This window comes from Micromonospora sp. NPDC047740, assembly GCF_043204735.1.
In the GTDB taxonomy this organism is placed as follows: Bacteria; Actinomycetota; Actinomycetes; order Mycobacteriales; family Micromonosporaceae; genus Micromonospora.
This window is the reverse complement of record NZ_JBIDCT010000011.1, coordinates 1-12,669: the sequence shown is the minus strand read 5'-3', so window position 1 is coordinate 12,669 and position 12,669 is coordinate 1. Positions and strand designations below refer to the sequence as shown.

Below are 12,669 nucleotides of genomic sequence, written 5' to 3'. Positions count from 1 at the left end.
CGGGCATGGCCGCCGGGGTGATACGGAGCGGTCCGCCGGACGGATCAACGGCGCACGGAAAAAATTCCGGGCGGCGGCGGAGTGGAATCCCGGGCATCGGCGTCCGGCACCACCGCAGCGCCTCCGGCGAACCGGTCCAGCTCGTCGCCCGCCAGCACCCGGCCCGGGAACCAGTCGCCGGCGGCGCGCCGGGACAGCTCCGCCACCGGCGGGTCGACCCGCGACGCGACCAGCACCAGGTTGCCGTAGCGGCGCCCCCGCAGCACCGCCGCGTCGCTGACCACACAGGCCCGGGGCAGCACCGCACGGACCGTGGCGACCTGGGCGCGGGCGTGCCGCAGCGGCGGGCCGTCGGCGATGTTCGCCAGATAGAACCCGCCCGGACGGAGCACCCGGGCCACCTCGGCGGCGTACTCCACCGAGGTCAGGTGGGCCGGGGTGCGGGCACCGGCGAAAACGTCCGCCACCACCAGGTCGTAGCTGGCCTCCCGGCTGGCGGTGAGGGTGGCCCGGGCGTCCGCCACCCGTACCCGCAGCCGGGCGTCGGCGGGCCACGGCAGCGCCCGGCGGACCAGCTCCACCAGCGCGCCGTCCACCTCGGACACCCGCTGCGTCGAACCCGGACGGGTGGCCGAGACGTACCGGGGCAGGGTCAGCGCGCCGCCGCCCAGGTGCAGCACCCGCAGCGGGGTGCCGGCCGGGGCGACCAGGTCGATCGCGGCGGCCAGCCGCCGGACGTACTCGAACTCCAGGTGGGTCGGATCCGTCAGGTCCACATGGGACTGCGGTGCGCCGTCGAGCAGCAGCGTCCAGGAACCCGGTCGATCCGGGTCGGGCACCAGCTCGGCCTGCCCGGTGTCGACCTGCTCGGCCACCCGGTCCGCGCCGCGTCGCCGGCCCATCAGCGGCGGATTCCCCGGGCGGCCGCGGTCAGCACCCGGTGCAGCAGGCGGGCGTCGCCGAGCAGCCCGCGCAGCCGGCGCTCCAGGCCGGCGATCGGGATCAGGTTCTGCGGGGCCCGCGGATCCTTGTACGGGGTGGAGGCGAACCGGGGCAGGGTGACGAGGGCGAGGTCGGCCAGCTCGATCGCCTCGGCCGGGGTCAGCTCGGCGGAGCACTCCATCCGGACGATGCCCGCCCAGGGTGCGCCTCCGGCCACCGGCAGCCGCAGATACCAGGAGTAGCCGCCCCACGCGGTCTCCAGCCGGAACACCGGGCAGCGCTGCCCCGGGGCCAACCCGGTGACCACCGCGGTCAGCCGCGCGTCCAGGTACTGGCTGTGCTGCGTCTTGATGTAGCCCAGGGTGCGCGGCAGGTGCCGGCGGCTGCGCAGCGGGCCGTCCACCACCAGCAGGTCACCATCGGTACGCGCGGCGTCGGAGACCGCCACCTCCAGCGCCGTCAGCGGGGCCTGCACCGCGGCCGGCAGCTTGCTCAGCTCACCGGTGCCGCCGACCCGGTGCACCGGGTAACGGATCTGCCCGGCCACCACGTCCTGGGCGGAGGGGCTGGCGGTGAACAGGCCCCGGCCCACCTGGGCCCCGGCCAGCTCCGCCGCGCCGCGCTCCAGGTCGCAGCGCACCACCCCGGCGGCGTACGAGGCGGCGATGCCCGGGAACGAGCCGCCGTCGTCCTCGGCCGTCCAGACGCTCGCGTCGATTCGGCGTACCCCGTCGACCAGCAGCACCACGTCCGGGGCGAGCACGTCCCGCCGGGCGTCGATCGCCCGCCAGTCCGTCGCCGGCAGCTCGACGCCGACGTCGACCTGGGCGCTGCTCGGCGCCGCCGGTCCGCCCCCGCCGGCCGCCTCGAACGACGCCCCGTACGCCGGATCCCACGCGTCGACGTAGAACCGCGTCACAGGCCCGTCCGTTCCACCCGGGCCGTGCGGGCGTCCTTGCGGACCTCGAAGCGGACCGGGATCCGCTCGGCGAGGGCCGGCACGTGGGTGACCACGCCGACCATCCGGTCGCCCCGGGCGGCCAGATTTTCCAGGGTGGCGGCGACCGTGTCCAGGGTGGCCGCGTCCAGCGTGCCGAAGCCCTCGTCCAGGACGATCGACTCCAGGCTGGCCGCGCTGGTGGACATCCCGGCGAGCTGCTCCGACAGCGCCAGTGCCAGGGCCAGTGACGCCTGGAACGTCTCCCCGCCGGAGAGGGTCCGCACCCCGCGCCGCAGCCCGGCGTCGTGGTGGTCGACCACGAAGAACTCGCCCTTGTCGTGCACCAGGTCGTACTGGCCGTTGGAGAGTTCCCGCAGGATCCGCGACGCGCCGTCGACCAGGAGGTCCAGCGCCTCGGCCAGCAGCCATCGCTCGAAGTTGTTGGCTCGCAGGTGCCCGGCGAGGGCCCGCGCCACTCGGGCCTCCCGTTCGTGACCGGCCCGCTGCTCGTGCAGCTCGGCGGCCTGCTCGCGCCGCTCGGTCAGCCGGCGCAACTCCGCCTCGGCCCGCTCGACCGCCACCGCGGCGTCCCGCCGCGGATCGTCGGCCACGGCCAGTCCGGCCGCGGTGAAGAGCTCGCCGATCCGCTCCTCGACCTCGGCCGCGGCGGCCTCGGCCGCGCCGACCGAAGTGGCCAGCCCGTCCCGGTCGGCGCGCCGCCGCTCGGCCTGCTCACCGGCCCAGCCGGCGAGCGCCGTCCACGCCGCGGCCACGTCGTCGCGGTCGGCGGCCGGCGGGCCGAACCGGGCCAGCCCGTCCCGCGTCGTGTCGAAGTCCCGCCAGGCACGGCGCAGCCGCTCCTCCGCGCCGTCGAGCGCGCCCCGGGCCCGGCGGGCGGCGTCCCGTCCGGCGCGGACCGCGCCGGCGGCCTCCTCCAGGGCGCGGCGCAGCCGAGCGTGCTCGTCCAGCGCCTCCCGCAGCGCGGCCGGCGCGGCGGCGTCGGCGAGCTGGTCGTCCAGCTCGGTCAGCCGGGTCCGCAGCTGGTCGTGCTCGGCGCGGGCGCGCAGCAGCACCCGGTCCAGCTCACGGGCGGCGGCGTCGCGCTCCTGCACCGACCGCTTGGCGGCCTCGCTCGCCGCCCGGGCCGCCTTGCCGGCCGCGATCGCCCGGGCCACCGCCGACCCGGCCGGCACCGCCGGCACCCGGGGGACGGCCTGCTCGCAGACCGGGCACGGGCCGCCCTCGACCAGGTGCGCGCGCAGCGCCACGGCCTGGTCGGCGGCCTTCGCCTCCTCATGCGCCCGGAACGCCGCCTCCAGCTCCGCCTCGGCCCGCTCGGCGGCGGCCCGGGCCTCCGCCAGGGCACCGACCGCCGCGTCGTGCTCGGTCTGCGCCGCGGCCACCGCCGCGCGGACCGCCGCCACCTGGCCGGTCAGCTTCTCCCGGTCGGCGTGCGCCTTGACCAGCAGCCGCAGCGCGCTCTCGTCGCCGGCCGCGGCCAGCTCGCCGCGCAGCTTCTCCTCCCGCTCCTCGGCGAGCCCGACGGCCGTGGCGGCCTCGTCGGCCGCGATCCGCGCCGCCGCCACCGCCCGGGCCAGCTCGGCGATCCCGTCCGGCGGCCGCACGCCGGCCAGCACGGCCAGCTCCGCGTCCCGCTCGGCCAGCGCTGCCGCCTGCTCGCGCGCCGTCGCCCGGGCCCGGTCCAGCTCGGGTACGGCCACCGCGACCGCCTCGGCCAGCTCGCCCATCCGGTCGACCCGATGCCGCGCGCCGGCCAGCGTCTCGTCGTCGACGTCGGCGAGGCCGCCGAGCAGCTTGTCGACCGTCTCCAGCTTCGCCTCGGCCTGCCCGGCGCGCTCGGTGGCCTTCTTCTGCACCTCCTCGTAGATGCCGAGGCCGAGCAGGTTGACCAGGATCTGCTGCCGGGTGGCCGGCTTGGCGTGCAGGAAGTCGGCGAACTGCCCCTGCGGCAGCACCACGCAGCTGGTGAACTGCTCGTACGGCAACCCGACCGCGTCCAGCACCGCCTGCTCCATCTCGGCGGGGGTGCCGGCCACCACCTCGCCCAGGTCCTCCGGGCTGAGCCCGGTGTCGAGCTTGGTGACGTCGAACCCGGCCGGCATCAGCTGCAGCCCGGCGTTGGCGGTCTTCACGGTGCCCCGGCCGTCCCGGCGCACCACCCGGGTGGCCACGTAGCGGTCACCGGCGGACTCGAAGACCAGCCGGACCCGGGCCTCGTTCGCCGACGGGGCGAGCGCGTTGGCCAGGCCCCGGGTGCCGCCCCAGCGGGGCACGGTGCCGTACAGGGCGAAGCAGATCGCGTCGAGCACCGTCGACTTTCCGGAACCGGTCGGCCCGACCAGCGCGAAGAAGTCCGCGTCGGTGAAGTCGACGGTGGTCTCCTCGCGGAAGACGGTGAACCCGGCCATGTCCAGTCGCATCGGCCGCATCAGTGATCGATCCCCTCGAGCAGCTCGTCGAAGAGTTCCTGGACGCCGTCGTCGCCGTGGCCCCGGCTGCTCAGATAGTCGGCGAAGAGCTCCCGAGGCGAGCGGCCGGCCCGCTGGGCGGTGCGGGTGGCGCTGCCGGGGGCCGGCATCAGCTCCGGGTCGATCCGGATCTCCAACGCCCGGGGCAGCAGCTCCTGCACCTCCTCCCGCAGGCCGGCGCGGGGCTGCTCGCGGACGTAGACCCGCAGCCAACCCTCGGGCGGGTCGAGCTCGGCGAGCTGGGCCAGGGTGCCCCGGACGGTCCGCAGCGGCACCGCCCCCGGCACGGGCACCTCGCGGATCTGGGCGGCGGTCGTCGCGGTCACCTCGACCAGCGTCACCGAACCCACGTTCTCCTGCTCCCCGAAGTCGACGGCGAGCGGGCTGCCGCTGTAGCGGATCGGGCAGGGCCCGATGACCCGCTGTGAGCGGTGCAGGTGACCCAGCGCCACGTAGTGCGCGTTGCCGGGGAAGACCGTGGCCGGCACCGCGTAGCCGAGGACAGTGTGCGCGTCCCGCTCGCCGCCGCCGGTGCTCGCCCCCACCACGGTCAGGTGGGCGGTCACCAGGTGCACCCGGTCCGGCTCGGTGAAGCCGTCGGCCAGCCGGGCGAGCACCCGCCCGAGGTGGTCGGCGTACGTCTGGTTGGCCTCGGCGGCGGTCAGCTCGTACATCTCCACGGCGCGGACCGCGTAGCGCTGGGACAGGAAGGGCAACGCGGCCAGTTGCCAGCGCTCGCCGCCGGCGGTGACCCCGTCGATGACGTGCTCGGCCGGATTGTCCCGGACGCTGCCCCGCAGGGTGATGCCGGCGGCCTCGGCCCAGGGCCGCAGCGCGTCGAGCGCCTGGCCGTTGTCGTGGTTGCCGCCGATCGCCACCACGTCCGCCCCGGTGCGCCGCAGCGCGGTCAGCGCCCGGGTCACCAGCCGGGTCGCCTCGGGGGTGGGCGCGGCGGTGTCGTACAGATCGCCGGCCACGATGACCAGGTCGGGCCGCTCGACCCGGGCGATCTCGATCACCTGGGCGAGCACCTGCTTGTGCTCGTCGGCGCGGGACTGCCCCTTGAGGACCTTGCCGACGTGCCAGTCGGAGGTGTGCAGGATCTTCACCGTGCCAACCTTTCGTTCGCGACTGCGGGGCTCCGCCGCGCTGCGCTCCTCGCGCTCACCGGTCGCTCACGCCTCCTAGAACGGGATGTCGTCGTCGGAGGTGCCGGAGCCCACCACCGCGAACGGGTCGGCCGCCTGGGTGATCGAGCGCAGTGTCTCCGACGGCGCGCGGCCGGCCTCGGAGACCCGGGTGGCCCAGGCCGGGAAGGGGAACTCCAGGCAGAGCGGGACCGGGATGTCGGGCTGGTTGACGAACATGGTGCCCGGCTTGGCCAGCAGGGCCCGCTGCCGCTGGGCGGGCGGGAGGAAGCCGTATTCCGGGCGGGACGCCTCGGCCGGGTCGAGCCGGCCGACCACCCGGATCGCCGAGTTGGTCACGATCCGCCGCTCCACCTCGCTGGCGGTCTGCTGCGCGCCGACCAGGATCACCCCGAGTGAGCGGCCCCGCTCGGCGATGTCGAGCAGCACCTCCTTGATCGGGGAGGAGCCCTCGCGCGGGGCGTACTTGTTGAGCTCGTCGAGGACGACGAAGAGCAGCGGCTTGGCGGTGCCGGCCTTCTCCTTGCGCTCGAACTCGCTCTTGAGCGTCACGCCCACCACGAAGCGCTGTGCCCGGTCCGGCAGGTTGTGCAGGTCGACCACGGTGACCTGGGCGCTCTCCGCGGTGTTGATCGAGTGCGGGCGGCGGGTGGCCAGGTCGCCCCGGATCAGCCGGCCGAGGTCCTTCTTGCTGCCGATCAGCCGGCGGGCGAACGCGTTGACCGTGCCCAGGCCGACCGCGCTGCCCGCCCAGTCGCCCCGGGTCTCGTCGTCGTTGAGCTGCTCGACGATGTGGTCGACCAGGTCGGCGTACGACCCGAGGCGGACCCCGTCGATGCTCACCCCGCCGTCGGCGGGCTGGGCGTACCGGGCCAGGTGGGCGGCGACCGAGTGGACCACCATCGTGTACTGCTGGCGCTCGTCGTCGGCGTCGGCGAAGACGTAGGGCAGCAGCCGGTCGGCGCAGAACTCGCTCAGCGTCCAGTAGAAGCTGTCCACGCCGGTGAGCCGACTGCTCACGTCCGGCGTGCCGGAGGAGTCACCGACCCGGGGCGGCGCGTACACCCGCACGTCGGGGAAGGCACCGGCGGCCAGCCCGAGCTTCGCGTACCCGGCCCGGGTGTCGTCGTCGAGCCGGGCGTTCGGGTGGTCGAGGAAGAGCAGATCCTCGCCCTTGACGTTGAAGATCAGCGCCTTGGCGTTGACCGCGTCGCCGCCGAGCACGCCCGAGCGGAAGACCGAGTAGAGCAGGAAGGTGGCGAAGCTGGTCTTGGTGGCCACCCCGGAGATGCCGGAGATGGAGACGTGCGCGCCCCGCGTGCCGTCGAGGAAGTCGGCGTTGAGGTAGACCGGCACGCCGTCGCGGCCCATGCCCATCGGGATGCGCCGCTCCATCCGGTCGAAGTGCAGCGCCCGGGCCCGGGCGTCGCCCTCGGCCCGGTGCACCACCGCACCCGGGGTGGGCGGCACGTAGAACTCGGGGTCGACCCGGGTGGTGGTGACCTCGGCCGCCTCCTGCACCTGCGCGGGGAGCGTGCCGTCGGCGATGGCGAAGACGTCGGAGTCGAACTGCGCGCCCTCGTGTCGGGCTCGCACCTGGGTGACCACGCCGGCGATGGTCACCGGCTCCCGGTCGGGCAGCTCGCGGCGGGTGACCACCACGTCGTCGAGCTGCAGGTAGCTGCCGGGGGCGACGGCGGTCCAGAAGGTGAGCGGGGTGGCGTCGGCGGTGCCGAGCACCCGGCCGACCCCGTCGCCGGGGCCGTCGAGCAGGTCGTCGGTCATCGGCAATCTCCGGTCGGCTGGTCGTCCCGTTCGCGGCGCACGAGGTGCATCCTGCCCGAGGGATGCGACAGGTTGCCACGCGACGCGGCGGACGCCACGGCCCGCGTCCGCCGAGCTTGCCCAGCGGGGTCGGATGGCCACGGACGGTACGCCTCTCCGTGCGATTCCCATCCCACCGGTGACTGATCCGCGAGATCCTCAGGAGGCCGGGGGAGCGGGGAGTGGACGTGACATCGACACGGCGCCGGGTGGTCGCGCTGCTCGTGCTCGCCGCGCTGCCGCCGATGCTCGAGGGCGGGCTGCTGATGGCGTTCGGCATCCGCGCCGCCCGGGGACTCACCCCGCAGGCCACCGCCGTCTGGCCCTACGACTCGTACCACGACCTGCGCTGGCTGCTGGTGTACCACGACTCGTGGGGCACCTTCCTGCTCGGGCTGGTGACGGTCACGGTGGCCCGCGGGCTGCTCTCCGCCGGGCTGACCGCGCTGGCGTGGCCGGCCGGCGCGGCGCGTCCCGCCTGGAATTGGCTGGTCCGGCGCAACCTGTCGGTGGCGGTGCTGGCCGCGCTGGTCATCTCGCCGTGGGCCGCGCTCTCGGTCGCCTTCTCCGCGGTGTCGCTCTCCTGGTACCTGTTCGCCTCGCTGGTCCCGATGCTGGTGCTCGCCCCCTTCCTGGCCCGGGCCGGCGTGGCCGCCGGCTGGTGGCGCGGGCTGCCCACGATCGAGCTGTTCGGCTGGTCGTCGCTGAACTTCCTGGTGCTGACCCTGGCCGGCGCGCTGATCTCCAGCGTTCCGGGCTGGTGGGCGGTCGGGGTGGCCGCGCTGACAGGGGTGGTCAACGGGCTGCTGTGGCGGCGGGCGGTGGCCGCCGCCGTGCTGCCGGCCCGGGTCCGGCTGCCCCGGCTCCCGGTCGCCCCGATCGCGATCGGGCTGGCCGTGGTGGGGGCGGTCTGGGCCGAGGCGCTGGTCGGGGTCGCCGGAGGTGGCCGGCACGGCCCGTGGATGCCCCCGATCCTCAGCGACCGGCTGTCCGACCGGGTGCCGTACGCGATCATCGTCCTCAGCGGGCACGATTCGCGCTGGGACGGCGAGCCGTCCGCCGATCCCCGGGTCGAGCGCTTCTCCTACCGGGGGCTGGATGCGCACGGCCGGCCGCTGCCGTACCCGCCGGAGGCGACCCACCGGTCGCTCGACTCCAGCAGCGCCCTGCTCGCCGCGCAGGTGGACGCGCTGCACCACCGCACCGGCCGACCGATCGCCCTGTTCGGCAACAGCGAGGGTTCCATGGTGGCGCGCACCTACCTGGAGCGGCTGCCCCGTGGCCCGGTCAGCGCCGTGGTGATGTTCAGCCCGTTGGTCCAGGCGGGGCGGACCTACTACCCGCCGCCGGGGCACGAGGGCTGGGGGGTCGCGGCGGGCTGGGAGCTGCGGGTGCTGTTCTGGCTCGCGAATCTCCCCCGGCCGGTCAAGGACCATCCCGACGAGCCGTTCGTCCGCTCGGTGCTGGTCGACGCGCCGTTCTATCGCAACCGGATCCTCTGCCCGGTGCCGGGGGTCCGGATGATCGCTTTCCTGCCCACGGTCAGCGCCGCCGAGGCGCCACCCGGTGAGTACAGCCGCATCCCGGTCTATCAGGAGCCGGCGTTCCACGGCGGCCTGATCGGGCGGCGGGCGGTGGAGGACCGGGTGGAGGCCTTCCTGGCCGGCGAGCCGGTGGCGCAGCCCCGCCGGGAGTACGCGCTGCTCCAGCAGTTGGGCGCCGCCTGGCAGGCGCCCCCGCTGGTTCTCGCGCTCAACCCCCTGTGGTCGGCGACCCGGGAAGGGGATCCGGCACTGACCGGCCGGGTCTGCGAGCCGCGCTGACCGCACCAGCCGCCGCCTGGTCGGCCGGCTCCGTCAACTGACCCGCTGAACCGCGGCCGGCGGTCTCCTCCGCCGCTGGCCCCGGTCCCGCCGCGTCGCCAGGGGCGCGGGCTCGCCCTCCCGGGTGTGCCCGCGCCCTTCGCCGTACCGGGCGGCGCCTACCCGCCTCGCCGATCCGGTGGCATTCGGCCGCCATGGACCCCACCACATCGCCGACCCGGGGTCGATCAGGTCGGTCGGGTCAGGCGGCGGGGGCGGATCCGGCGGGCGGCGGCTCGCCCGGGTCGCGGGCGTAGCGCAGCATCAGCACCCCGTCCTCGGCGGCCAGCACGTGGCGCAGCGGCAGGTGGCGCGTGGTGCTGCCGGCCCCGGCGGTGATTCGGCCCGGGCCGGCCCCGGCGAGCAGCGGCGCGACGGTGAGGCAGAGTTCGTCGACCAGGTCGGCCGCGGTGAGCGCGCCGAACAGGTACGGGCCGCCCTCGCAGAGCAGTTGGCCGAGCCCCCGGCGGCGCAGCTCGGCCAGGCCGGCGGCGAGATCGACCTGCTCCTGGCCGCACCGCACTAGCTCCGCCACGTCGGTGAGCCCGGGTGGCGGCTCGGCGGCGGCCCGGGTGAGCACCAGCGGCCGGACCGGCGCGTCGGCGAAGGCCGCCTGGGCCGGGTCCAGGTCGAGCGAGCCGGAGACCACCACCAGGGTCGGATATTCGGCCAGGCCGTGCTCCCGGCGCCAGGCCCGGCGTGCCTGGTCGAGCCGGACCGCCCGGTAGCCCTCGTGGCGCAGCGTGCCAGCGGCCACCACCAGCCCGTCGCAGAGCATCCGCAGCAGCCCGAAGACCCGCTTGTCCGGCTCTCCGGAGAGCCCGGCCGAGAACCCGTCGAGCGAAACCGCCCCGTCGGCGCTGGCCACGAAGTTCACCCGCAGGCGGGGCCGGGCGGCACGGCCGTAGAGGGCGGCCAGTTCCGGGTCGGTCAGCGGCCCGGTCGCGGGTGCCGGCCAGACCCGCGAAATCGGCATCCCGTCGGTCATTCGCCGGCCGGACCGGTGACCGGAGGGGTGGGTTCGGGGGTACGGTGCTGGCAGTCGCACCACTTCCGGCCAGGACAGTCGTCGTGCCGCCGCTCCCGGCACGCTCGGCAGATCATGCTGGCAGCCTATGTCGGGGAAGGATGGGACAGCATGCCGCGTCAGATCTTCCAGCTGAAGGTCTCCCTCGCCGGGGTCCGGCCGACGGTGTGGCGGCGGGTGCGGGTTCCCGGTGGTTACACCCTGGACCGGCTGCACCGGGTGGTGCAGCACGCGATGGGCTGGCGCGACTGCCACCTGCACTCGTTCGAGATCGACGGCTGCCAGTACGGCGAACCCGACCCGGACGGCGATCTGGCGTTCCGCGACGAGTTGGACGTCCGGTTGGACGAGGTGTTGGGCAAGGGCGGCCGGTTGCGCTACACCTACGACTTCGGCGACTGGTGGGAGCACGACCTGGTGGTGGAGGACTCCTGCACCGCCGACCCGGACGAGCGCTACCCGTCCTGCCTGGAGGGGGAGCGGGCCTGCCCGCCGGAGAACGTGGGCGGCCCGTCCGGGTACGCCATCCTGCTGGCCGCACTGGCCGACCCGGCCCACCCCGAGCACAAGGCGATGCGGGACTGGGTCGCCGACGGGTTCGACCCGGACTCGTTCGACGCCGCCCGGGCCACCACCCTGCTGCGCCGCTTCTGCTGACCCGCTGGCCGCGCGGCGGCCAGGGGCCGGTCTCGGTTTGCCGCACCCTCGACCGGCTCGGTGGAACCGTCGCCCGGTAACAATCTGGGAACGCTCCCACAGCGCTGTTGACACCCCTCGAAGCGCATCGGCAAGCTCATGGGAGCGCTCCCGACGTGTTCCAAGCCACATCGCCCGTCGCGGCGGCGTCCCGGAAACCGGAACAACCCCACCACCTGACCCGCCGTGCCGACGGGCGGCGCGGGTCAACAACCACCACACGAGTTACCACCTGAGAGGGGTCAGGGATGAGCGTCATCAGGCGCCGGCTCCGAACTGTCGCGGTTGCCGCGCTCGCCGCGGGCGTGGCTCTCGGCAGCACGGCGTGCAGCAAGAAGAGCGAGGACGAGGGGTCGGCCGGCGGGGGCGGCCAGGTCAAGCTGGTCCTGCAGACTTTCCAGAACTTCGGCTATGACCAGGCCATCAAGGACTTTGAGGCGGCCAACCCGAACATCAAGGTCGAGCACCAGAAGATGGGCGAGCTGCGCGACTTCCAGCCGAAGCTGGTGCAGTGGCTCGCCGCGGGCAGTGGCGCCGGCGACGTGGTCGGTCTCGAGGAGGGCGTCCTGCTCGGGTACGTCCAGAACCACGACAAGTTCGCCAACCTGCTCGACCTGGGCGCTGGTGAGCTGAAGGCCAACTTCCCCGAGTGGAAGTGGAACAACGCCCTGACGCCGGACGGGAAGAAGCTGATCGGCCTCGGCACCGACGTCGGCGGCCTGGCCATGTGCTATCGCAAGGACCTGTTCCAGCAGGCCGGCCTGCCCACGGACCGGGACGAGGTCGCCAAGCGGATCAGCACCTGGCCGGACTACATCGCGCTGGGCAAGGAGTTCAAGGCCAGCGGCAAGGTCAAGGCGGCCTGGCTGGACAGCGCGACCAGCCTGATGCAGCCGTACGTCATGCAGAACTCGGAGACCTTCTTCTTCGACAGGGACAACAAGTTCATCGGCGACACCAACCCGGTGATCAAGCAGACCTGGGACCTGGGCCTGCAGATGGCCGCCGACGGGCTGACCGCCAAGGCGCAGCGGTGGAGCGCCGACTGGGACGCCGCTTTCAAGAATTCCGCGTTCGCCACCCTCCCTTGCCCGGCCTGGATGACCGAGGGCGTCATCGCCCAGCGCTCGGGCCCGGCGAACGCCGGCAAGTGGGACATCGCCACGATCCCCGGCGGTGGCGGTAACTGGGGTGGTTCCTACCTCGCCATCCCGGCCCAGACCAAGCACCCGAAGGAGGCGTACCTGCTGGCCAAGTACCTGACCAGCAAGGAGGGGCACCTCGCGGCGTTCAAGGAGGCGGGCGCCATGCCGTCCGACATCGCCGGCCTCGAGGACCCGGCGTTCAAGGACAAGACGAGCGACTACTTCAGCGGCGCGCCCACCGGCCAGATCTTCGGTGCGAGCGTCAAGAACATGAAGCCGATCTTCCTCGGCGCCAAGCACCAGCAGATCTGGGAGACCATCGTCGAGCCGCAGATGCAGGCGGCTGAGCGCGGCCAGCTCAGTTCGGAAGCCGCCTGGAAGAAGGCGATGGACGAGGCCAGGAAGGCGGCCAGCTGAGTCGCCGGTGACCCGCCGAGCCCGCGGGCGTCCAGGGCCCGCGGACCGGTGGCGGGGGCCCCCCCCCCCCCCCCGGGGGGGGCCCCCCCCCCCCCCCCCCCCCCCCCCAACCCCCCCCCCCCCCCCCCCCCCGGGGACCCAACGGGCGGGGGGCCCCCCCCCCGGCCCCCCCCCCCCCC

The 12,669-nt window shown here is 74.5% G+C and carries 9 protein-coding genes; 3 read left to right on the top strand and 6 right to left on the bottom strand.

Going from position 1 to position 12,669, the window contains the following annotated elements:
• Nucleotides 1–44: 44 nt before the first annotated feature.
• From ACGF4F_RS21015 to ACGF4F_RS20995, 5 genes are all read right to left on the bottom strand, one after another.
• Entirely contained in the window at nt 45–902 is an 858-nt protein-coding gene (locus tag ACGF4F_RS21015; RefSeq protein ID WP_393079367.1) for a spermidine synthase, read from the bottom strand.
• Nucleotides 902–1,861, bottom strand: coding sequence for a hypothetical protein (locus tag ACGF4F_RS21010; protein ID WP_357433265.1), 960 nt, complete (start codon nt 1,859–1,861; stop codon nt 902–904). The genes ACGF4F_RS21015 and ACGF4F_RS21010 overlap by 1 nt, the downstream gene beginning before the upstream one ends.
• Complete coding sequence (locus ACGF4F_RS21005) at nt 1,858–4,332, bottom strand: AAA family ATPase (protein ID WP_393079364.1); 2,475 nt, start codon at nt 4,330–4,332, stop codon at nt 1,858–1,860. The genes ACGF4F_RS21010 and ACGF4F_RS21005 overlap by 4 nt, the downstream gene beginning before the upstream one ends.
• Entirely contained in the window at nt 4,332–5,480 is a 1,149-nt protein-coding gene (locus ACGF4F_RS21000) for an exonuclease SbcCD subunit D (RefSeq protein ID WP_393079361.1), read from the bottom strand. The genes ACGF4F_RS21005 and ACGF4F_RS21000 overlap by 1 nt, the downstream gene beginning before the upstream one ends.
• 75 nt (nt 5,481–5,555) lie before the next feature.
• Entirely contained in the window at nt 5,556–7,304 is a 1,749-nt protein-coding gene (locus ACGF4F_RS20995) for an ATP-binding protein (protein ID WP_357433261.1), read from the bottom strand.
• Between the two features lie 284 nt (nt 7,305–7,588).
• On the opposite strand from ACGF4F_RS20995, the gene ACGF4F_RS20990 reads away from it, so the two are divergent.
• Nucleotides 7,589–9,166 carry a hypothetical protein gene (locus tag ACGF4F_RS20990; protein WP_357434279.1) on the top strand — a complete coding sequence of 526 codons (1,578 nt, stop codon included), beginning with the start codon at nt 7,589–7,591 and terminating at the stop codon, nt 9,164–9,166.
• Between the two features lie 241 nt (nt 9,167–9,407).
• Here the strand turns inward: ACGF4F_RS20990 and ACGF4F_RS20985 are convergent, their stop codons facing one another.
• Complete coding sequence (locus ACGF4F_RS20985) at nt 9,408–10,193, bottom strand: pyrimidine reductase family protein (protein WP_393079358.1); 786 nt, start codon at nt 10,191–10,193, stop codon at nt 9,408–9,410.
• Nucleotides 10,194–10,343: 150 nt separating this feature from the next.
• Here ACGF4F_RS20985 and ACGF4F_RS20980 point away from each other — a divergent pair, with 150 nt between their 5' ends.
• Together ACGF4F_RS20980 and ACGF4F_RS20975 are read left to right on the top strand one after the other, a co-directional pair.
• Entirely contained in the window at nt 10,344–10,889 is a 546-nt protein-coding gene (locus tag ACGF4F_RS20980; RefSeq protein WP_393079355.1) for a plasmid pRiA4b ORF-3 family protein, read from the top strand.
• Nucleotides 10,890–11,176: 287 nt separating this feature from the next.
• On the top strand, nt 11,177–12,490 hold the full coding sequence (locus tag ACGF4F_RS20975; protein ID WP_393079353.1) for an extracellular solute-binding protein: 1,314 nt from the start codon (nt 11,177–11,179) through the stop codon (nt 12,488–12,490).
• The last annotated feature ends 179 nt before the right edge of the window (nt 12,491–12,669 follow it).